This window comes from Cellulomonas uda, from assembly GCF_006538705.1.
GTDB lineage: Bacteria > Actinomycetota > Actinomycetes > Actinomycetales > Cellulomonadaceae > Cellulomonas > Cellulomonas uda.
Genome location: NZ_BJLP01000061.1, coordinates 1 through 19,598, shown reverse-complemented (window position 1 = coordinate 19,598; position 19,598 = coordinate 1). Strand labels below are relative to the sequence as shown.

At 72.4% G+C, this 19,598-nt stretch carries 22 protein-coding genes, 1 tRNA gene and 1 other RNA gene; 16 read left to right on the top strand and 8 right to left on the bottom strand.

The window, feature by feature from the left end; genetic code table 11:
- On the top strand, positions 1 to 389 hold a 389-nt coding region (locus CUD01_RS14635), incomplete at its 5' end, for an integrase core domain-containing protein (RefSeq protein WP_141322176.1).
- Positions 390 to 463: 74 nt separating this feature from the next.
- Positions 464 to 862 (top strand): S24/S26 family peptidase, encoded by a 399-nt coding sequence (locus CUD01_RS16880; RefSeq protein WP_198303439.1) that lies wholly within the window; start codon positions 464 to 466, stop codon positions 860 to 862.
- Positions 863 to 917: 55 nt separating this feature from the next.
- On the opposite strand, the gene CUD01_RS14630 is transcribed toward CUD01_RS16880, so the two are convergent.
- The gene (locus tag CUD01_RS14630; RefSeq protein WP_141322175.1) at positions 918 to 1,343 is read right to left on the bottom strand and encodes a hypothetical protein; all 426 of its coding nucleotides are present in this window, start codon (positions 1,341 to 1,343) and stop codon (positions 918 to 920) included.
- A gap of 122 nt (positions 1,344 to 1,465) precedes the next feature.
- On the bottom strand, positions 1,466 to 2,638 hold the full coding sequence (locus CUD01_RS14625) for a hypothetical protein (RefSeq protein ID WP_094181083.1): 1,173 nt from the start codon (positions 2,636 to 2,638) through the stop codon (positions 1,466 to 1,468).
- Positions 2,639 to 3,217: 579 nt separating this feature from the next.
- On the opposite strand from CUD01_RS14625, the gene CUD01_RS14620 reads away from it, so the two are divergent.
- From CUD01_RS14620 to CUD01_RS14600, 5 genes are all read left to right on the top strand, one after another.
- Positions 3,218 to 3,535 (top strand): helix-turn-helix domain-containing protein, encoded by a 318-nt coding sequence (locus CUD01_RS14620; RefSeq protein WP_141322173.1) that lies wholly within the window; start codon positions 3,218 to 3,220, stop codon positions 3,533 to 3,535.
- 17 nt (positions 3,536 to 3,552) lie between these two features.
- Positions 3,553 to 4,479 carry an integrase core domain-containing protein gene (locus CUD01_RS14615; protein WP_232514460.1) on the top strand — a complete coding sequence of 309 codons (927 nt, stop codon included), beginning with the start codon at positions 3,553 to 3,555 and terminating at the stop codon, positions 4,477 to 4,479.
- A gap of 233 nt (positions 4,480 to 4,712) precedes the next feature.
- Positions 4,713 to 4,979 (top strand): hypothetical protein, encoded by a 267-nt coding sequence (locus CUD01_RS14610; RefSeq protein ID WP_094181081.1) that lies wholly within the window; start codon positions 4,713 to 4,715, stop codon positions 4,977 to 4,979.
- A gap of 35 nt (positions 4,980 to 5,014) precedes the next feature.
- A complete protein-coding gene (locus CUD01_RS14605; RefSeq protein WP_141322171.1) occupies positions 5,015 to 6,190 on the top strand; it encodes a NucA/NucB deoxyribonuclease domain-containing protein in 1,176 nt (391 codons plus the stop codon).
- Entirely contained in the window at positions 6,191 to 6,682 is a 492-nt protein-coding gene (locus CUD01_RS14600) for a hypothetical protein (protein ID WP_094181079.1), read from the top strand.
- Here the strand turns inward: CUD01_RS14600 and CUD01_RS14595 are convergent.
- Both CUD01_RS14595 and CUD01_RS14590 read right to left on the bottom strand, forming a co-directional pair.
- Positions 6,679 to 6,933: a hypothetical protein gene (locus CUD01_RS14595; protein WP_141322169.1), complete on the bottom strand. Its 255-nt coding sequence runs from the start codon at positions 6,931 to 6,933 to the stop codon at positions 6,679 to 6,681. The two genes, CUD01_RS14600 and CUD01_RS14595, sit on opposite strands and share 4 nt — an antisense overlap.
- Before the next feature lie 105 nt (positions 6,934 to 7,038).
- Positions 7,039 to 7,123 (bottom strand) — tRNA-Ser (locus CUD01_RS14590).
- A gap of 134 nt (positions 7,124 to 7,257) precedes the next feature.
- On the opposite strand from CUD01_RS14590, the gene ffs reads away from it, so the two are divergent.
- Positions 7,258 to 7,354: signal recognition particle sRNA small type (gene ffs / locus CUD01_RS14585), an RNA gene on the top strand.
- A gap of 13 nt (positions 7,355 to 7,367) precedes the next feature.
- On the opposite strand, the gene CUD01_RS14580 is transcribed toward ffs, so the two are convergent.
- Together CUD01_RS14580 and CUD01_RS14575 are read right to left on the bottom strand one after the other, a co-directional pair.
- Complete coding sequence (locus CUD01_RS14580; RefSeq protein ID WP_141322168.1) at positions 7,368 to 8,039, bottom strand: GNAT family N-acetyltransferase; 672 nt, start codon at positions 8,037 to 8,039, stop codon at positions 7,368 to 7,370.
- A gap of 1 nt (position 8,040) precedes the next feature.
- Positions 8,041 to 8,469 carry an Lrp/AsnC family transcriptional regulator gene (locus CUD01_RS14575; RefSeq protein WP_094181076.1) on the bottom strand — a complete coding sequence of 143 codons (429 nt, stop codon included), beginning with the start codon at positions 8,467 to 8,469 and terminating at the stop codon, positions 8,041 to 8,043.
- A 132-nt stretch (positions 8,470 to 8,601) separates the two neighbouring features.
- Here CUD01_RS14575 and CUD01_RS14570 point away from each other — a divergent pair, with 132 nt between their 5' ends.
- The 4 genes from CUD01_RS14570 to CUD01_RS14555 all read left to right on the top strand — a co-directional run bounded on the left by CUD01_RS14570 (position 8,602) and on the right by CUD01_RS14555 (position 13,733).
- The gene (locus tag CUD01_RS14570) at positions 8,602 to 9,255 is read left to right on the top strand and encodes a LysE family transporter (protein ID WP_166772072.1); all 654 of its coding nucleotides are present in this window, start codon (positions 8,602 to 8,604) and stop codon (positions 9,253 to 9,255) included.
- Between the two features lie 94 nt (positions 9,256 to 9,349).
- The gene (locus CUD01_RS14565) at positions 9,350 to 12,313 is read left to right on the top strand and encodes a DNA polymerase III subunit gamma and tau (protein ID WP_141322165.1); all 2,964 of its coding nucleotides are present in this window, start codon (positions 9,350 to 9,352) and stop codon (positions 12,311 to 12,313) included.
- A gap of 177 nt (positions 12,314 to 12,490) precedes the next feature.
- A complete protein-coding gene (gene recR / locus CUD01_RS14560; protein WP_094181071.1) occupies positions 12,491 to 13,090 on the top strand; it encodes a recombination mediator RecR in 600 nt (199 codons plus the stop codon).
- Between the two features lie 64 nt (positions 13,091 to 13,154).
- On the top strand, positions 13,155 to 13,733 hold the full coding sequence (locus CUD01_RS14555; RefSeq protein WP_094181070.1) for a DUF5063 domain-containing protein: 579 nt from the start codon (positions 13,155 to 13,157) through the stop codon (positions 13,731 to 13,733).
- 60 nt (positions 13,734 to 13,793) lie between these two features.
- Here the strand turns inward: CUD01_RS14555 and CUD01_RS14550 are convergent, their stop codons facing one another.
- On the bottom strand, positions 13,794 to 14,900 hold the full coding sequence (locus tag CUD01_RS14550) for an ABC transporter permease (RefSeq protein ID WP_141322163.1): 1,107 nt from the start codon (positions 14,898 to 14,900) through the stop codon (positions 13,794 to 13,796).
- Positions 14,897 to 15,949, bottom strand: coding sequence for an ABC transporter ATP-binding protein (locus CUD01_RS14545; protein ID WP_141322162.1), 1,053 nt, complete (start codon positions 15,947 to 15,949; stop codon positions 14,897 to 14,899). The genes CUD01_RS14550 and CUD01_RS14545 overlap by 4 nt, the downstream gene beginning before the upstream one ends.
- A gap of 164 nt (positions 15,950 to 16,113) precedes the next feature.
- Between CUD01_RS14545 and CUD01_RS14540 the strand changes: the two genes are divergently transcribed.
- From CUD01_RS14540 to CUD01_RS14525, 4 genes are all read left to right on the top strand, one after another.
- Positions 16,114 to 16,563 carry a thioredoxin family protein gene (locus CUD01_RS14540; protein WP_141322161.1) on the top strand — a complete coding sequence of 150 codons (450 nt, stop codon included), beginning with the start codon at positions 16,114 to 16,116 and terminating at the stop codon, positions 16,561 to 16,563.
- An 82-nt stretch (positions 16,564 to 16,645) separates the two neighbouring features.
- Positions 16,646 to 17,104, top strand: coding sequence for a DUF4395 domain-containing protein (locus tag CUD01_RS14535; RefSeq protein WP_141322159.1), 459 nt, complete (start codon positions 16,646 to 16,648; stop codon positions 17,102 to 17,104).
- A gap of 134 nt (positions 17,105 to 17,238) precedes the next feature.
- A complete protein-coding gene (locus CUD01_RS14530; RefSeq protein WP_094182341.1) occupies positions 17,239 to 18,510 on the top strand; it encodes an aspartate kinase in 1,272 nt (423 codons plus the stop codon).
- Positions 18,507 to 19,565 (top strand): aspartate-semialdehyde dehydrogenase, encoded by a 1,059-nt coding sequence (locus CUD01_RS14525; protein ID WP_141322158.1) that lies wholly within the window; start codon positions 18,507 to 18,509, stop codon positions 19,563 to 19,565. Before CUD01_RS14530 ends, CUD01_RS14525 begins: the two co-directional genes overlap by 4 nt.
- Positions 19,566 to 19,598: the final 33 nt, after the last annotated feature.

Genomic DNA, 19,598 nt, shown 5'->3' with positions numbered 1-19,598 from the left:
GGGCTCGTGAACAGCAGAAACACCCGGTCGTCGCGGGCGAGCTGACGGCACATTCGGACGCCGGGTCGCAATACGTGTCCGTGCGCTACACCGAGCATCTCGCGCTCGAGGGCATCGCCGCCTCGATCGGGACCGTCGGGGACGCCTACGACAACTGCCTGATGGAGTCGATCATCGGGCTGTTCAAGAACGAGTGCATCAAGCCCGGGCCGTTCGTGACCGGGCCGATCAAGAACCTGACCGACGTCGAGATGGCGACCATGGCCTGGGTCGACCGGTGGAACCACCGCCGGCTGCACTCCAGCATCGCCATGCTCACCCCGACCGAGGCCGAAGCCGCTCACTACGCTGCAACCACTGCCCTCCACCCGGAGCCGCAGCCAGCATGAAGACGGCACGAAAGCCGTGACGGTTCAATGTGGTGCTCGTGCGCTCCCACCCGAGCTCGGTGAGCGTCGGTGATGTGGTGCAGCTCGACCACGACCCGACGGACGCCACGCCGGGCGTCGTGCACCGTGTTGTGGAGGTCGACGGCGCCAACATCCGCACGCGGGGCGATGCGAACGCGGCCGCTGACCCGGGCTGGACGCCGGTGACCGAGGTGCAGGGCGTCGTCGTGGGTGCGCTCCGTGGCCCCGCCGCCGACGCGTATGCCGCGTTCCGTTCCCCGGTCGGTCAGGCCACCGCAGCCGCCCTGGCGGTGATGCTCCTGTGGCCCGCACAGACCACCCGCAGCCGCTCCCGCAAGCCCGGCCGCACGCAGGGACGGCACGTTCACGGTTCGGACGCTGTGCCACGCGCCCCGGGGGCGCAGGGCGGGGCTGTGCGGGGCGCTGGTGGGCCCGCGGAGGCCGCTAGATAAGGTGTGCCCGGGTGACGGAAGGCCCCCGAGGTCGTTTCCGCGAAAGGCTGCGAACCTACTCGCACTGCGCCCCGCGCCCCTCGACCTCCATCCGTGTCGTGTTCTGCGCGACGCGTGTGGACCCGTCCTCCGTGTACTCGATGCGCAACGCCTCGAAACCGGCGTCGGCCGCTGACGTGACCTTCACGACCTGGATGACCTGCCAAGTCTCACCCGGCGCAATGACCGCACCTTCGGCGTCAACGCGCCGCTCCCACGCAGGTACGGAGTACGCGTCGTCCTCCGGGTCGGGTGGGACCGGCGCCCCGACCGAGTATCCGTCGTCGCTGCCGTCGTCCAGGACCGCGAACGCGTCCCCGACCTCCACGCCAGTGGCGTCCACCAGCTCGACGGACGTGATCGTGATGTCGGACGACCCTTCGTTCGTCGCGTACGTCGCCCCGAGCGCACGGTCCTCACCGACGTGTGGGGTGATGCACAACGTGAACTCCGACCCGCCACCGACCGCCAGAGACCCTTCCGTCGGGCCATGGGCGCTGCACCCGACGCTGGTGGCAGCCACGAGGACCACCACCAGCGTCACGGCGCTACGTCGGGTCGTCGTCACGGCTTCGCGACCAGGCGGCCCGGAGACTTCTGCTCAGGCTTGTCCGTCGTCCCGCACAGCAGGAAGCCCGTGCCGGACGTGCGCTTGATGTCCAAGCGGGTCTCGTTGCTCCATCCGGTCTGCGCGGACAGGTCGATGCCGATCTTGTCGCCGATCGCCACACCGCTGGACCACAACTGCGCCTTGGACTTGTCGATCGTCAGCGAGGCGCCGCTGTACCGGGTGCAGTGCTTTGCGGTCGGAATGGACGTCGACTTCGCCGTGTACGACCCGTGCGGCACACCGATCGGGGACACCGAGTACCAGATCACTGCGTACCCGTTAATGTCAACAACGCAGTTGAAGAACTTTCCGTAGTCCTGGTACTTTTTGTAGAAGGTCCCGTGCGCCCCCTTCTTGGCGTCGTAGGTCGTCGCGGACGACGACTTCACCTTATGTGTGCCGTTCGCCTTGAACGACCCGGCCGAGCCCTTCGCGCTGAAACCAACGCCGAGCGAGGACTCCGAGCCCTTCTTGTACTGGAACGTGGTCGTGACCTTCGAGGTCGTCGAGAACGAGGTCCCGGCGGTCATCGGACGGTCGTCGTAGCGTGCGACGAGGCTCGACCCGCAGCTGGCGGTGGGGCGCACCGACGTTGCGGTATCGGTGGCGGCTTCGTCGATCGTCGCGGGGCGCTCAGCGGCGATGTCCACGTCCACGTCGGTCAGGACCTTGTTTGACGGCGTGCTCACCTTCTTCACGGACAGCGTGGCTGTCGTCGCGGCGGTCGCGTTCGCGATGTCCTCGCTGGTCGGGACGACCACGTCGAAGTTCACGGTCTCCTCCGTGGCGCCCACGACGTCCTTCACGGCGTCCGGGTCGGCGACGAGCTCGTAATTGCCGTCGGCATCCGTGAGGGTCTTCGCGATTGTGACGACACCGACCTTGTCACCGACTTCCAGGTCGGCGAGCTCGGCCGGGTCGGGCCACGCGGTCGCGATCACGGGCACGCCGGCTTCGGCGTCGTCGACGTGTCCGGTCACGAGCGTGGGACCGTCGAGCTCGTCGGACGGCTCGATCTCCGGCAGGTACGCCTCGAGCAGGTCGAACTGCCCGGGCGTGGCGCCGTCGGTCGGTTCGGTATCGGGTGTCTGGGCCGCTGCGACGAGCAGGAAAGCGGTGCAAGCCACCGCAGACAGACGTGTCAAAGGCAGACGCATGTTGTACCCCCTGGGTTGTCGATCCTGTGATGCGCGGGGAGTTAATCACAGACCTGTCGTCATGCGCCCCGGTTTGTCCACAGGTGTCCGGGTGAAGGCCGCGCGGGCGGATGAGACGCGAGTCCCGCGGAGCAGCATCGTCGGCACCGAAGGGATGGACACCCCGGCAGGCATGCACCGTCCCGGTCCGGACGACCACCTACCGTGCCCCCCAACACCACCACGACCCCCGGAGGACCACCATGCCCACGCGTCAGCAGCGCCTCGCAGCCCTCGCCACCGCACGCATCGCCGCCACCGCCCGAGCCGCACTCACCGCCCTACACGCACAAGACGCCGCCGCCCGGGGAGGCAGGGAGCAGGGGCAGGGCGGGAGCGCGTAGAACGAGCGCGGGTCCGCGAATCGAGGGGGGGTACACAAAAGTACCCCCGCCCCGGTTTGGTCGTAGAGAGCCCTTTGCTTGCGTCTTGTGTGCATGTGTCGCGCGTCAGACTTAGTGGCAGGGCCCGTTGCTTGCGGGTCTGACCTGCGAAGGAGTCTGATCGATCATGGCGAGGCCGCCGGCGTTCCCGGCTGAGGAGAAGGTCCGGATCGTGTTGTCGATCCTGGCCGGTGAGGTGAGCGTGGCCGAGGCCGCCCGCCGGGCGAAGGTCTCAGAGCAGTCGGTCGGGAACTGGAAACGGCAGTTCCTCGAGGCCGGGCGGGCCGGGCTGGTCGCGGGCAAGTCCGGGCCCTCCACCCGTGAGCAGCAGCTGGAGGCCGAGGTCACCGAGCTGACCCAGGCCCTGGGTGAGGCCGCGGTGGAGATCCGGGTGTGGAAGAAGAGCGCGGAGGGCCGCCTGGGCCCTTCGAGGACCTCGAGCTGATCCGCACCGACGCGGGCATGCCGACCACGAGGTTCTGCGCGCTGATCGGCGTGCCCGAACGTACCTGGCGCCGCCACCAGGCCCGCGCCCGTGACGGCGCACCGGTCAAGGGCCCCTGGCCGCGCCCGGTCCGCGAAGGGGTCCGCGACGCCGCCCGGCGGCATGCGCTAGCCCACCCGGCGTGGGGGCAGCGCAAGGTCTGGGCGATGTGCCGCTACGACGGGCACCGGGTCGGTGAGTCCACCGTGCTGCGCCTGCTGCGGGACGAGGGCCTGCTGCTGGAGGCGAACTACCAGCGAGAACGGCGCCAGCACGCCGCCCGGCGCAAGGCCGCGTTCGCGACCGACCCGACCGGACCGAACCAGGTCTGGCAGCTGGACTTCTCCGAGTTCGAGACCACCACCGGTGGGACGTGGCGCCTGGCCGGATGCCGGGACTACTGGTCCAAGTACGAGCACCCCTGGCACACGTCCCCGACCGCGAACCAGCACGACGCGATCGCCGCGGTCGAGCTCGCCCTGGCCGACTACGAGGCCACGTTCGGCCGCCGGCTGATCGACGCCTGCGACACCGACGACGACGGCAACGTCATCCCCGCCGTCACGCTCGTCACCGACAACGGCGGACCGTCCCGGTCCTTCCGGTTCGAGGCGTTCATCGCCACCCACCCCGAGATCCGTCACGTCCGCACCGCCGTCAAGAGCCCGGGCCAGAACGGCTCACGCGAACGCGGCTTCGGGTCCCTGAAGTACGAGCGACTGTTCCTCGAGGAGATCGACGACGCCCTGGACCTGGTCGCCCACGCCGAGGACTACCGCATCGAGTACAACACCGTGCGCCCTCACCAGGCCATCGCCTGGAACCGGCCGCTCGACGTCCACCTCGGCCTCGCCGACCCGACCGTCCCCAACTTTCCCGAAGTCCAGAACCTGCCATCTGCTTGACGCGGGACACGGGGACCTCGGCCCCTACCCGCCGCTCAGCCCGCCGAGCCGGTCACATCCCACCGCAACGGCGAAGAGCCGGTATTCGGGCGCCGAAGCGCCCAGCAATGACCGCATCGGTCGGCAGCGGCAAAACCCCCACGACGCGGGCTTTTCCCCGCTACGTTACGGCCAGGCGATCTGCCTACTCGACTCACGCAGGGGAGTACCAGTACATGAAGGCTCGACATGCCGTGATCTTCCCGGGCGCTGCCATCGTGGTGGTGGCTGCGGTAGTGGCGGGAGGGGCAGCGATGGCTCAGGACGACCGACCGGAGGAGGGGAACGAGGGGTCCATCGAGATCACTATCGTCCAGCGCGACGAGCCGCCCGAGACTTACGCCCCGGTCGACCCCGAAGACATGGAGTTCGCCAACCTGCCCGAGGGATGGGAACGGTACACCCGGTTCGTCCCGCAGGAGATGCCCGTCGAGATCCCGGATGAAGAGGTGGCGCAGTGATCCCTCAGCGCTCACGCCGGCTTGCAGGTCTTGCGGTGGCGCTGCTCTGCGTTTCGTTCCTGACCCCAACCTCCTCTTCTGCTGCAGACGAGGCCCTCGACGAGACAGCGGACCTTGCCGCTGAATTCGCCGCGGCACAGGGAGTCAGCGTCGCGGACGTCGACTGCCAAACCAGTGAAAACGGCACGAGGGCCCTCTGCGCGACGAGCGCGGGGCAGCCGTTGAAGGAGCTCGCCTCATACAGCATTGAGAGAGACCTGGACAACGCGGCTGTCGACGAGAACGGGGTAGCACGGACGATCCCGACGGGGTGCACGCGCACGAAGGTTGTCGGTACAAGGTTCTCAGCGTGCCAGATCGTCGAGTGGACGGTCATCTTCCGCGACAAGAACGAGCGGGGAATGTGGCTCGTGACCGGTGGCGCTGCAGGCAGCCTCCGCAACACCGTATGGGTCCGCAACGGGTCGACCGAGATCGACTTCGAGGGGACGGTAAAGGTCACGAGCGCTTGGGGGACTGCTCTCGGCGCGACGATGACGCTGCGCTCGAAGTGCTTGTTGAGCTGCCGGAACTTCATGCCCGTCGGACACGCCAAGACCCTGTATGACGACGTTGGCATCACAAAGTCCCAAACGTTCAACCCGAACCCGTCGGGAAAGGAGCCGTGGATCACAAACCCCTACTGGGGGTTGACGATCTACAAGGCTTCCTACGGCGGCACGGAGATGATCGCGTTCTGGTTCGATGTCCGCTGCGACTACGCGGCTGCGCCGCTGAGCGGCAAGGGTTGCGTCATCCCAGACTTCCTAGCTGAACTCGTTATCTTCACCTCGGCGTACCCCACGTATGCGGCGCACGTTCGCAAGGCACAGAAGACCGGCCTGCCAAGCAGGCTCAGGCGGATGTATGACGAAACCCAAAAAAAGGCCAACAGGGACAGGGCGTGCCCCGCGAGTCTTCCAAAGAAGACTGGTTACTCCTGCGACGAGTACCCGTTCGCCAGCACGTGGCAGGGCGCCAAGACGGGCGGGGGACTGGTCCGGGTGCCAGCCGGCTGCTTCTACGAGGAGATCGAGCGTTCGGGTTCGGTTGGATACTCCCGGTGTGCCATCGTCGGAGACGAAAACAGCGCCGGCGGGTGGGACTACCAGAGTTTCCTGCAAACCAACCGCGTCGTCGCTGACGAGTGGTTTACAGTGAAGGTGATCTAGATGACGGTACTCGCCGAAGGCACGGCGCGAGTTTCTGTCGACTACCACCAGTTCTGCGTGATCGACGAGGGCGAGCTCGACCCCTACCCGGCGGACGTCCTGTGCCACCTCGTTGGGGCGTTCACCACGTCCGGTTTGCTGATCTCCACGGGTATCGGCGGCGGTGCCGTTGACGTCACGTGGGCGTCACACGACGTCGAGCCCACAACGGACTTGGACGCGTGGGAAGATGTCGCGCAGGTGGTCGCGAACTGCCCGTCGGGTTCGTGGGATCTCGTCGGGTGGGGAAACGAGAGCCGCGACGCAACGGCGCTCGCATCGAACGGTCCGGGGCGTTACGTCGTGCGTGTGAGCGCGCGCGGTCGTGACGCCGTGTGGGACGACACACTCGACCCCAGCACCGAAGCGATCCACCTCGATGTCTGGCCCGCCGCGGACGATGACGCCGATCTGGTGCTGAAGGCGACCAGCGAGGTCGCGTCCGCCGGCTAGGCAGCTACGTCCGCGTACGTCGTGACGGGCGCCGCGGGCTCGACGGCCTGGACGTAACCCTGGCCCTTGACCCACCCGTCGGGCCACTGCATCCCGGCATCCTCGACGTCGAGACAGAACCGCTGCGCTGCACGCTCGCTGGTGAAGGACTCGGACGCCCACGCCCCCGCGCGGGTGCCGCCCAAGCGCCACTTGACCTGGTACGTCACGCCGCCGTCGGCGCGCTGCCGAGCGAGGGGCTTCGGGCTCATCGGAGGTCCTCCTGGGGCGTCGGTGTTCCCCGTGGTGTTCCCGCAGCGTAGACGAGAAACGGCCCCTCACCGCGTTTTTGCAGGTGAGGGGCCGTTTCGTGTCGGCGGAGGATGGGGGATTCGAACCCCCGAGGGCTTGCACCCAACACGCTTTCCAAGCGTGCGCCATAGGCCACTAGGCGAATCCTCCAGGTGCCGTCGGACCGGGCTACCGGCACGACCGCGGGTAGGAGTCTAGCGGAGGAACCGAGTGTCTCCGTCCGAGGGCCGGGCCGGTACCAGCACCGGGTGCTGGAGGACCGACGCTCTGGGTTAGGCTTTCTCCCAGACCCCTCGTGCGGCGTCATCTTGCCGAACTCCCCCAGGGCCGGAAGGCAGCAAGGGTAGGTGAGCTCTGGCGGGTGTGCGGGGGGTCCTCACTTTCCCCCGCGAGGTCAGGCGCGGATCGTGTCCGCGGTCAGTGCGCCGACGATCGCGTCCCACTCGGGCCCGGTGGGGGCCGTCCCCTCCGAGAGGGTGAAGTACTCCTCCAGGAACGCGCGCAGCGGCGCGGTCGGGACGAGCCACGTGCCGTCCGCCTCGACGCCCGCCAGCCGGTCACCCGACGCGCACAGCGCGAGCAGCAGCAGCCCCGGCACGCGGCGACCGCCCGCGTGCATGGCGGGCTGCGTGTAGGGCAGCGGGAGGACGCGTGCGCCGTGCCGCCGGTAGAACCGCAGCCGGGCGGTCGGGTCGCCGTGCTCCTCGGAGCCGGTGTGCTGCGCGGGGTCCTCGACCTCGGCGACGACGAGCCACGGGTCCAGGTCGGTGCGCCACGCCTCGACCGCGTGGTCGAGGAGCGTGCTGCCGACCCCGCCGCCGCGCGCGCCGGGTGCGATCGCCAGGTACGCGAGCAGCAGGACGCCCGTGGCGGGGAACCACTCGGCGATCGCGGCGCCGCGCAGACCGTGCTCGTCCTGGGCGACGACGAGCCGCAGCGTGCCGTCCGCGAGCATCGCCTGCAGCGTGGGCAGGTCCGCGAGCTCGTCGTCGGGGAACGAGGGACGCAGCACGTCGTCGTGGACGCGGGTGAGGTCGACGGGGCTCGTCGTCGTCCGGATGTGCACGTCAGGCTCCTCGCAGCGCGAGGCGGGTGAACGTCTGGGCGGCGCCGGCCTCGCGCTTGAGGCGCCGCACCAGCTGGTCGAGCGCGGCCGGGTCGGCGACCACGGCGTGCAGCAGGTAGTCGTACGACCCTGTCACGTGCACCGCGTCGAGCACGCCGGGGAAGTCCGCGGCGAGCACCGCGGTGAACCGCTCGTTCGTCGTCCCCTCCGCGAGCCGCACCTCCACGAAGACCTCCAGACCCGCCGACGACGAGCCCGCGGACGACCCCCGCACGACCGTGAATCCCCGGATCACGCCCTCGTCCTGCATGCGCCGCACGCGCGCCGCGGCGGCGTTGGCGGACAGGCCGACGCGCGCGCCGAGCTCGCGGTAGGGCAGGCGGGCGTCGGCGGTGAGCTCGTGCAGGATGCGCTCGTCGATGCGGTCCATGGCGACGATTGTCGCGGCTCCACCGCGGATCTGCGAGGTCTCGACGGGCCGGGCGCTCGGTTCCTGGGGTCCGGCGGCAGATCACGCGGTCGGGCTCGCGGCGCGGGATGCGCGACGACGACGATGCGCGTCATGACCGACGCGTCGAGCGTGACCACCGCAGCCGTGCTCGGCGCGGTCGCGGGGCTGTCCGTCGCGGTGCCCGTCGGGCCGGTCGCGGTGCTGATCGTGCGCGAGGCGCTCGTGCGCGGCCGCAGCGCGGGCCTCGCGGCCGCCGGTGGGGTGGCGAGCGTCGACCTCGCGTACGCGATGGTCGCGGTCCTGCTCGGCACGCAGGTCAGTCGGCTGCTCACGGGCCACGAGCAGTGGTTGCGTGTCGGCGGCGCGGTGGTGCTCGGCGTCGTCGGGGTGGCGGGGATCCTGCGCTGGTGGCGCACGCAGCACACCGCGGTCGTCCCGGTGCCGCAGGACGAGCCGGCTCGTGAGGTGGACGGCGGTGTGCTGCGGGTGTGGGCGCGGTTCTTCGTCGTCACCGCGCTGAACCCCGCGACCGCCCTGATCTTCGCGACCGTCGCCACCGGGCTCGCGGGCCGGCTCGTCGCCGGGACCGGCACGCTCGTGGCGTTCGCCGTCGGTGCGGGGGGCGCGTCCCTCGCGTGGCAGAGCGGGCTCGCGCTCGCGGGCGCGTGGGCCGGCGGGCGCCTCGGGCCGCGGTGGCACGAGTGGTCCGCGCCACTGGGCTCCGCGCTCGTCGTCGTGCTGGCCGCGGGGATGGTCCTCGGCTGACCTGCGGCGGCACGCCGGGGTGCGCCGTGCGGCGTGTCGCTGGCGGCTGTGGGCGGGGGCGGACGGTGTCGGCGGGGGCGTCTAGGGTTCGGGGGTGACCACAGCGCTGTACCGCCGCTACCGGCCGGAGACGTTCGCCGAGGTGATCGGCCAGGACCACGTCACCGCGCCCCTGCGCCAGGCGCTGCGCTCGGGTCAGGTCAACCACGCCTACCTGTTCTCCGGGCCGCGCGGGTGCGGCAAGACGACGAGCGCGCGGATCCTCGCGCGCATCCTCAACTGCGCGGCGAACACCGACGCCAGCCCCACCGACACGCCCTGCGGGACGTGCGAGTCGTGCGTCGAGCTCGCGCGCGGCGGGCCGGGCTCGCTCGACGTGGTGGAGATCGACGCCGCGAGCCACGGTGGTGTGGACGACGCGCGTGAGCTGCGCGAGCGCGCGACGTTCGCCCCCGCGCGGGACCGGTTCAAGATCTTCATCCTCGACGAGGCCCACATGGTCACCACGCAGGGCTTCAACGCCCTGCTGAAGATCGTCGAGGAGCCGCCGCCGCACGTGAAGTTCGTGTTCGCGACGACCGAGCCCGACAAGGTCATCGGCACCATCCGCTCCCGGACGCACCACTACCCGTTCCGGCTCGTGCCGCCCGACGTCCTGCTGCCCTACCTCGAGGAGCTGTGCGGCCGCGAGGGCGTGCCCGTCGGCGGGGGTGTCCTCCCGCTCGTGGTGCGCGCGGGCGGGGGGTCCGTGCGCGACACGCTCTCGGTCCTCGACCAGCTCATCGCCGGGTCCGACGAGTCCGGCATCGACTACGACGGCGCGGCTGCGCTGCTCGGCTACACGCAGGGCGCGCTCCTGGACGACGTGGTCGACGCGATCGCCGCGGGCGACGGCGGTGCCGCGTTCCGCGTGGTCGAGCGCGTGATCGCGACCGGCCACGAGCCGCGCCGGTTCGTCGAGGACCTCCTCGAGCGCCTGCGTGACCTCATCGTGCTCGACGCCGCCGGCGAGGCCGCGGGTGCGGCCCTGCGCGGGCTGCCGGAGGACCAGCTCGCCGCGATGCGCGTGCAGTCCGCGCGGCTCGGCGCCGCCGAGCTGTCGCGGTCCGCCGACCTGACCAACGCCGCCCTGACCGAGATGACCGGCGCGACCTCGCCGCGCCTGCACCTCGAGCTGCTCATGGCCCGCCTGCTGCTCCCGGCCGCCGACGACCAGCGCGTCGGGCTCGCCGCACGGCTCGACCGCCTCGAGCGGGGTCTGCCGGCCATCGCGGGCGCGGCACCGGCAGCCGCCGCCGAGAGCGTCTCCGCTGCTCCTGCGGGCAGCGAGCCTGCGCCGCCCGTCCGGCTGGTTGGTGCCGGCCGGGGTGCGGACGCCGCACGTGCCGTGCTCGCGGCGCACCGGGCCGCGCAGCGCGGCGACGCGGAGCAGCCGTCCGCGGTCTCCGCGTCCGCCCAGCCCGTGACCCCCGCGCCCGTGGCCGCCGTGCCCGTGTCCGCCGAGCCCGTGGCGGCGGGGCGCGTGCCCGACGAGCCCGATGTCCCCGACGTGCCGGCAGTCGACCACGTGGTGACGCCGGACGACGTCGACGACGTCGCCACGCCGGTGGGTGGTGCGTCGCCCGAGACTGCCGCGCGCTCCGAGGAGGACGTGCCGGCCGAGGGTGAGGCGTCCTCCGACGGCGAGATGTCCTCCGGCGGTGAGGCGTCCTCCGGCGGTGAGGGGTCCTCCGGCGGTGAGGGGTCCTCCGAGGACGAGGCGCCGTTTGAGGCCGTACGGGTGCAGGCGGTCTCCGAGACGGAGACGCTGCGTCGTCGCTGGCCCGAGGTGCTCGACACGGTCCGCTCGCTGCGTCGGGTGACCGGTGCGCTCGTCGACCCGAACAACGCCCAGGTCGCCGAGCTCGACGCGACGACGCTGCGCCTCGCCTTCACCACGCCCGAGCTCGCCAACGCGTTCCGCGGCGGCCCGCACGCCGACGTCGTCTCGCGCGCGGTCCACGAGACGCTCGGGTTCCAGGTCCGCGTCGAGGCGGTCAGCGGTGACGCCCGCGCGGCTCAGCCGGCTGTCGCGCGCCCGCAGCCGGGCCCGAGTCGGCAAGGTTCCGCGCAGGAGCGGCCGGGTCACGAGCGTCCCGCTCAGCGGCGTGCTGCCGAGCAGCGTCCCGCCGGCGCGACGCGGTCCGCCCAACCGCGCGCAGACGAGGCGAGCGCCACCGCGGTCGCGGACTCGGGCGACGCCGACGCGGAGGGCCACCGGGCGTCCGGCACACGAACGGTCGACCACCCCGTCGAGCCGGGCGAAGAGCCTGGGGCGGGAGCGCGCGCGGGTCGTCCCGGCCTCGAGGACGGCAGCGCCCCCCAGGACGGCAGCGCCCCCCAGGACGACTGGGTGCCCCCGGAGGAGCCCGACGACCCCTGGGCGACGCACGTCCCGGCCGAGACTCCGACGACACCCGAGCCGGTCCGCGCGGCGGCCCCGATGCCCGCCTCCGCCCCGGCGCACCCGTCGTCGCCGGCACCCGACCCGGCGACGCCGGCACCCGACTCGGCGATGCCCGCAGCCGACCCGGCGCCCGCCCCACCTCGTGCGACCCCGACCGCTCCCGGTGTGATCTCGCCCGAGGACGCGGCTGCGTCCTGGGGTCTGCCTGCCACCATCCCGGCGGCGCCCGCCTCGCCCGCAGCCGCACCGTCCGCAGCCGCACCGTCCGCAGCCGCACCGTCCTCGGTCGGGCAGCATGCGGCCGCGTCGTCGGCGGTCGCATCGACTGCGGCCAGGGCACCCTCGGGCCGCGAGGGGGCCGGCCCGGGGCCACGGGCGATGAGCGCGGTCGAGTCCGCGGTGGCCCGCGCGCAGCGGCTCGCGGCGGCGGCGCCGCAGCGGTCGGCGAGCGCGCCTCGTCGGCCTGCGCCGAGCGTCCCGAGCGACCCGTACTTCGACGCGTCCCCGGACGACCCGGACATGGCCTCGTCGGGCCTGGTCGGCGCGCCGCTCGTCGCGCAGATCCTCGGCGGCACCGTCATCGACGAACAGCTCGACGACCCCCGCCCCTGACACCCACACCCCCGGCGCCGCTGCGATGAGGTCGTGCGTCTCTCGGGAAGTCGCGCAGTCGAACGCACGAACCCGCGAGAGACGCACGACCGAGCGAGAGACGCACGACTTCACCGGCGGCGGGCGGGGTGCGCGCGGGAGGCGGGTCGTGGGGGTGGCAGCACGTACGCTGGGGGCGTGTACGAGGGCGCGGTCCAGGACCTGATCGACGAGCTCGGGCGGTTGCCCGGGGTCGGCCCCAAGAGCGCCCAGCGCATCGCGTTCCACGTGCTGGCGGCGGACCCGGCGGACGTGCGGCGGCTCGCGGACGCGCTCATCGAGGCCAAGGAGCGCGTGACGTTCTGCGAGACGTGCGGGAACGTGGCGCAGGAGCCGCAGTGCCGGATCTGCAAGGACCCGCGGCGCTCGCCGACGGTCCTGTGCGTGGTCGAGGAGGCGAAGGACGTCGTCGCGATCGAGCGCACGCGGGAGTTCCGCGGGAAGTACCACGTGCTCGGCGGCGCCATCAACCCGATCGCGGGGGTGGGACCGGACGACCTGCGCATCGCGCAGCTCATGCGTCGCCTCGCGGACGGCACGGTCACCGAGGTGATCCTGGCGACGGACCCGAACGTCGAGGGTGAGGCGACGGCGACGTACCTCGCGCGGCTGCTCCTGCCGATGGGCCTGACGGTGAGCCGTCTGGCGTCGGGCCTGCCGGTGGGCGGGGACCTGGAGTACGCCGACGAGGTCACGCTCGGCCGCGCGTTCGAGGGTCGTCGCCTGCTCTCGGCGTGACGCGCACGCCGGGACGGCCTGCGCGTCGGATGACACGCGCGCCCGCGACGCGGAGGATGGGCGGATGAGCTCCTCGGCTGTCCTCCCGCCCGACGACGACCTGCGCTCCATCGCCGAGGCGATGGCGACGGAGTCCCGCTCGTACCTGACGACGGTGACGGAGGTCGCCGCGGGTGCGAACCCGGAGGCGGCGCTGCCGCTGCTGCTGCTCGCGGTCTCGGACCTGCTGGCGGTGGGGGCGCGCCTGGGTGCGACGACGGACGTGGTGCCCGTCGAGCGGTTCGAGCCGGACGTCGGCCCGGACCCGGACGTCGAGCCGCTGCGTGCGGGGCTGGCGAACGCGTTCGAGGGCATCGACGAGTACGTCGAGGTCGTCGACCCGCTGCTGGGTGCGGAGGTCGCGGCGGCGACGGTGTCGGGCGACCTGGTGGCGATCGCGGGCGCGGTGGTGCAGGGTCTGCGGCACCACGAGCGCGGCGGTGTGCTCGAGGCGCTGTGGTGGTGGCAGTTCTCGTACCTGTCCGACTGGGGGGAGCGTGCGTCGAGCACGCTGCGCACGTTGCAGGTGACGCTCGCGCACCTGCGCCTGGACGTGGACGACGACGTCGCGACCGAGGCGGAGTACGACGCGCTGCAGCCCTGAGCGTGACCGAGCCCGGCCCGGGAGCACCCCGGACCGGGCTCGGCAAGGACCCCGCCTGCGTCAGGCCACGCGGGTCCCGCGGGGCAGCGTGCGGGTCGGGATGGACAGGCGCCGCACGGCGAGCACGTAGCCCACGGCGCCGAGCGCGAGGTTGAGGCCGAGTCCCCAGGGCCACACGGGTGCGTCGCTCGTGGCGTCCTCGAAGTCGTCGTTCATCCAGCACTCGTCGACCTTGCCCTCGGCCCCGGCGCGCACCTGCCGGACGACGTGCCGCAGGCCGCCCAGGACGTCGGACTCGTCGTCGAGGGCGGTGCGTCCCGCGCCGTCGGCGACGACGACGAAGGGGTTCACGGCGAGCAGCCACCACGTGCGCTCGGTGTGCGCGACGTCCCGCTCGCCCGCGCGCCAGACGCACTCCACGTCCGCGGAGCCGTCCCAGTCGTCCGGCATCGAGTAGACCTGGACGCGGTCGGTGGACGTGACGGTGCCGTAGGTCAGCCCGAACAGCATGGGCGACAGGAACGTGACGGCCGCGACGACGATGAACGTCAGCACGGTCGACCCGGCGGTGCGGGACACGAGCGCGGACATCCCCAGCCCGATCGCGCAGACGGCGACGAGCAGCGCGGCGATCAGCAGCACGACGCGCAGCAGGGCCCACCAGGAGGTCGGCCCGGACGCGGTCGCGAGCGCGAGGAACGGCACGCTCAGGACGAGGAACGCGCACGCGGCGGCCCACGCGGCGAGCAGCTTGCCGAGGGCGATCTCCGCGGGCGTCAGGAGCGTGACCTGGAGCGTCGCGAGCGTGCCCGCGTTGCGGTCGCCGTTGACGGAGGTGGAGGACAGCGTCGGCGTGACGAGCAGCCCGAGCCCGAGCACCAGGAACGTCACGGCGGCGAACAGCACGGGCCCCTGGCTGGCGCGCGTCATCCCCGCGTCCCCGGTGCCGAACACCGTGCCGAGCGCGCCGAGCATGAGGAGCGTGAGCGCCCCGATCACGACGGTCCACACGACGAGCGCGACGACCCACCGGGTCGAGCGCACGCGCTGGCGCAGCTCGAGGGCCGCGACCGTGCGCACGCCGTGCCAGGTCAGGCTCCACCGGCCGCGGATGCGGGGCGTGCCCGGGGCGGGTGCCGCCGCCGGTACCTCGATCGTCTGCGTCATCGCCGCTCCTCCTCGAGTGCCAGGTACGCGCGCTCGAGCGCGCCCGCCGCGGGCGCGAGCGAGACCAGCGGGACGCCGGCGGTGACCGCGTCGCGCACGAGCCGCGCCGCACCCTCGTCGCCGTCGACCGTGAGCAGCACGCCTCCGGGCTCCTCACGTGGCGGTTGGTGGGGGTCCTGCTCGTCGTCGGGCCGCCACGACGCCCCGGCGGCCGTGAGCCAGCCGACGAGCGCCGCGTAGGACAGGGCGCGCACGTGCCACGTCGCGCTCGCCGCTGCCCCCGCGCGCACCGTGCCGGCGCCGAGCTCGTCGGACGTGACGGTGCGGCCGCGGGAGACGAACACGACGTCGTCGGCCATCTCCTCGAGCTCGGCGAGGATGTGGCTGGAGACGATCACGGTGCGGCCCTCGTCGGCGAGGCGGCGCAGCAGCAGGCGCAGGTCGACGCGCGAGCGCGGGTCGAGGCCCGAGGCGGGCTCGTCGAGCAGCAGGACCTGCGGGTCGTGCACGAGCGCGCGGGCCAGCCCGAGCCGCTGCTTCTGCCCGCGGGAGAGCACGGACGCCGGGCGGTCGGCGTACTCGGTGAGGTGCACGGTGGCGAGCAGCTCGGCGGCCCGGCGGCGCGCGGTCGCGGGGTCGAGCCGGTACGCGGCGCCGAACGTGTGCAGCACCTCGCGCGCGGTGAGCGAGTCCCACGTGCCGAACGCGTCGGGCATCCAGCCGGTGCGGCCGCGCGCGGCGAGGCCGTCGGTGACCGGGTCGTGGCCCGCGACGCGGACCTCGCCCGCGTCCGGCACGAGCAGTCCCGCGAGCACGAGCAGGAGCGTGGTCTTGCCCGAGCCGTTGGGCCCGACGAGCGCGGTCACGGCTCCCGAGCGCGCGGTGAACGAGACGCCGTCGAGCGCCTGCACGGAGCCGAACGCGCGGCGCAGGTCGCGCACGACGACGCCCGGCGCCGGGCTTGGCGCGGCTGCCGCGGCGGGCCCGGGGCCGGGTGCCGGGGTCGGGGGTGCCGGCGGCCCCTCGGGGGGAGCGGGAGTGTCGGTCATGCGAGCGACCCTAGGAGCCGGGGCCCGGCCGCGGAGTCGTCCTGCGGGTGGATCTGCCGGTGGCGCGCGTCATCACCCGGTCGGGTGGCGTCCGTCCGCGGGCCGACCGCCGCCTACCTTGACCGGCTCGGTCGGGTTATCGTGAGCGCCTCGACCCGGGAGGCATGGTGAAGGAAGTCGCGCTCGTCGCGGTGGTCCTCGCGCTCGCCTCCGTGCTCGGGGTCGTGTGGCGGGCGCGCAACGGCCGGTTCCGCGCCGCGCCGTCGACGAGCGCCGCGGCCGCCGGCCTCGTCGTCCTGACGCCCGACGAGGTGACGGTGCCGCTCGGTGCCCGCGCGACGTTCCTGCAGGTCTCGAGCGAGGTCTGCAGCGCGTGCCGTTCGACGCACCGCGTGCTGTCCGCGGTCGCCGCGCAGGAGCCCGGCGTGGTGCACGTCGAGCTCGACGCCGCCCAGCACCTGGACCTGGTGCGCCGCCTCGACGTGCTGCGCACCCCCACCACGTTCGTGCTCGCGCACGACGGCTCGGTCGTCGGCCGCATGTCCGGGGCCACCGACCGCCGGCAGGCCCTCGCCGCGCTCGCGTCCTGTCCGGACGTGGCGCCGGCCCGCTGACCCTCCCGCCCCCGCGGGACCACCGCCCGTCGCCCGTCCTCCGGCGACGCGCGTCGTCGGACTCCCCCCACCTGGAGCCGTCATGACCACTGCCTCTGCGACCACCACCTCGGTCGGCGTCGACCCGCGCGGGCCGCGGTTCGGGGCCGGCGTCACCGCCGTCCTGCTCGTCGTCGTCCTGCTGCTCGGCGGTTCGCTCGCGGCGACCGTGCTGCTCGCGCTGGTCGCCGCGAGCTTCGCGCTGGGCGCGGTCGGCGGCGTGGGTGCCACGTGGCAGGGCCGGGTGTTCGCCGCGCTCGTGCGCCCCCGCCTCGCGCCGCCCACCGAGCTCGAGGACCCGCGCCCGCCGCGGTTCGCACAGCTCGTCGGCCTGGTGATCACGGCGCTCGGCGTGCTGGGCGCGCTGCTCGGCGCGGCGTGGGCCGTGCCCCTCGCGGCCGCGTTCGCGCTGGTCGCGGCGTTCCTCAACGCGGTGTTCGGGCTGTGCCTCGGCTGCGAGCTGTACCTGCTGGTCGTGCGCCTGCGCGCGCGGCGGCCGTGACGGCCGCATCCTGACGACGACCGCATCCTGATACTGCTGGCCCTCGCGCGCCGGCGGCGCTTACGATCCCTGCGACCAGGAGGACCCGGCGGGCCGTTGAGACAGACGGCGACCGGCGACAGATGGAGCAGCACGTGGCACTTGTCGTGCAGAAGTACGGCGGTTCGTCGGTAGCGGACGCCGAGAGCATCAAGAGGGTGGCCAAGCGCATCGCCGCGGCGAAGCGCGCCGGGGACGACGTCGTGGTCGTCGTGTCGGCCATGGGTGACACCACCGACGACCTCCTCGACCTCGCGAAGCAGGTCTCGCCCCTGCCGCCGCAGCGTGAGATGGACATCCTCCTCACGGCGGGTGAGCGCATCTCGATGTCGCTGCTGGCGATGGCGATCAACAACCTCGGGGTGCGCGCGAAGTCCTTCACGGGCCAGCAGGCGGGCGTCATCACCGACGCCGTGCACGGCAAGGCCCGCATCGTCGACGTGGTCCCGACGCGCGTGCGCGAGACCGTCGAGAAGGGCCAGGTCGCGATCGTCGCGGGCTTCCAGGGCGTCACGGAGTCGACGAACGACGTGACGACGCTGGGCCGCGGCGGCTCGGACACCACGGCGGTCGCGCTCGCGGCGGGCCTGGGCGCCGACGTCTGCGAGATCTACACGGACGTCGACGGCGTGTTCACCGCCGACCCCCGGATCGTCTCGACCGCCCGCAAGCTCGACCGGGTCTCCTACGACGAGATGCTCGAGCTCGCCGCGTCGGGCGCCAAGGTGCTCATGCTGCGGTGCGTCGAGTACGGCCGTCGCTACTCCGTCCCCATCCACGTGCGCTCGTCGTTCACCAACCACACGGGCACGCTGGTCACCAACGAGAAGAACGAGGACTCAGACGTGGAGCAGCCGATCATCGCGGGCGTCGCGCACGACCGCTCGGAGGCCAAGATCACCGTCGTCGGCGTGCCGGACGTCCCGGGCAAGGCCGCGCGGATCTTCCAGGTCGTCGGCGACGCCGGCGTGAACATCGACATGATCGTCCAGAACGTGTCGGTCGCCGCGACGGGCCTGACCGACATCTCGTTCACGCTGCCGGCCCTCGACGGGACCGCGGCGCTCACCGCGCTGACCGAGCGCCAGCCCGACATCGGGTTCCACTCGCTGCAGTTCGACGACTCGATCGGCAAGCTCTCGCTCGTCGGCGCGGGCATGAAGTCGCACCCGGGTGTCTCGGCGAAGCTGTTCGCCGCGCTGGCCGACGCGGGCATCAACATCGAGATGATCTCCACCTCGGAGATCCGCCTCTCGGTGGTGACGCGGGCCGACGACCTGGACGACGCGGTGCGCGCGGTGCACACGGCGTTCGAGCTGGACGCCGAGCAGGACGAGGCCGTGGTGTACGGGGGGACCGGACGATGAGCGGGCTGACCATCGCCGTCGTCGGTGCGACCGGCCAGGTCGGTGCGGTCATGCGCCGCCTGCTCGACGAGCGCGACTTCCCCGTCGCGTCGATCCGCTACTTCGCGTCGGCGCGGTCCGCGGGGCGCACCCTGCCGTGGCGCGACCAGGAGGTCGTCGTCGAGGACGTCGCGACGGCCGACCTGTCGGGCATCGACATCGCGCTGTTCTCCGCGGGCGGCTCGACCTCCAAGGAGCACGCCCCGCGCTTCGCGGCGGCGGGCGCGGTCGTCGTCGACAACTCCTCCGCGTGGCGGCGTCACCCGCAGGTGCCGCTCGTCGTGTCCGAGGTGAACCCGGACGCGCTCGACGAGATCCCGCTCGGCATCGTCGCGAACCCGAACTGCACGACGATGGCTGCGATGCCGGTGCTGCGTCCGCTGCACGAGGAGGCCGGCCTGCGTCGCCTCGTCGTCTCGACGTACCAGGCGGTGTCCGGCTCGGGCCTCGCCGGTGCGCAGGAGCTCGACAGCCAGGTCCGTGCGGCGGTCGAGCAGGACACCCTCGGCCTGGTGCACGACGGCTCGTCGGTGTCGTTCCCCGACCCGGTGAAGTACGTCGCGCCGATCGCGTTCGACGTGATCCCGCTCGCGGGATCGGTCGTCGACGACGGCCGCAACGAGACCGACGAGGAGCAGAAGCTGCGGCACGAGTCGCGCAAGATCCTGTCGGTGCCGGACCTGCTGGTCTCCGGCACGTGCGTGCGGGTCCCGGTGTTCACGGGTCACTCGCTGTCGGTGAACGCGGAGTTCGAGCGGCCGATCAGCCCGGAGCGGGCGCGTGAGCTGCTCGCCGACGCGCCCGGCGTGCGCCTCGAGGACGTCCCGACGCCGCTCGCGGCCGCCGGTCAGGACCCGTCGCTCGTCGGACGCATCCGGGCCGACGAGGGCGCGCCCGAGGGCCGCGGTCTGGCGCTGTTCATCTCGAACGACAACCTGCGCAAGGGTGCCGCGCTCAACGCGGTGCAGATCGCCGAGCTGCTGGCGACGCGTCTGACGGCCCGCGCGACGGCCTGACCCCGCCCCGCCCGGCCCACCCCCGCCGACCCC

Coding starts and splice junctions, on each gene's coding strand:
- CUD01_RS14575 (WP_094181076.1), bottom strand. CDS start 8,469: ATGGACCGCATCGACGAGCGCATCCTGCACGAGCTCACCGCCGACGCC.
- CUD01_RS14535 (WP_141322159.1), top strand. CDS start 16,646: ATGACCACTGCCTCTGCGACCACCACCTCGGTCGGCGTCGACCCGCGC.
- CUD01_RS14525 (WP_141322158.1), top strand. CDS start 18,507: ATGAGCGGGCTGACCATCGCCGTCGTCGGTGCGACCGGCCAGGTCGGT.
- CUD01_RS14550 (WP_141322163.1), bottom strand. CDS start 14,900: ATGACGCAGACGATCGAGGTACCGGCGGCGGCACCCGCCCCGGGCACG.
- CUD01_RS14570 (WP_166772072.1), top strand. CDS start 8,602: ATGACCGACGCGTCGAGCGTGACCACCGCAGCCGTGCTCGGCGCGGTC.
- CUD01_RS14615 (WP_232514460.1), top strand. CDS start 3,553: ATGCCGACCACGAGGTTCTGCGCGCTGATCGGCGTGCCCGAACGTACC.
- CUD01_RS14555 (WP_094181070.1), top strand. CDS start 13,155: ATGAGCTCCTCGGCTGTCCTCCCGCCCGACGACGACCTGCGCTCCATC.
- CUD01_RS14540 (WP_141322161.1), top strand. CDS start 16,114: ATGGTGAAGGAAGTCGCGCTCGTCGCGGTGGTCCTCGCGCTCGCCTCC.
- CUD01_RS14600 (WP_094181079.1), top strand. CDS start 6,191: ATGACGGTACTCGCCGAAGGCACGGCGCGAGTTTCTGTCGACTACCAC.
- CUD01_RS14595 (WP_141322169.1), bottom strand. CDS start 6,933: ATGAGCCCGAAGCCCCTCGCTCGGCAGCGCGCCGACGGCGGCGTGACG.
- CUD01_RS14545 (WP_141322162.1), bottom strand. CDS start 15,949: ATGACCGACACTCCCGCTCCCCCCGAGGGGCCGCCGGCACCCCCGACC.
- CUD01_RS14620 (WP_141322173.1), top strand. CDS start 3,218: ATGGCGAGGCCGCCGGCGTTCCCGGCTGAGGAGAAGGTCCGGATCGTG.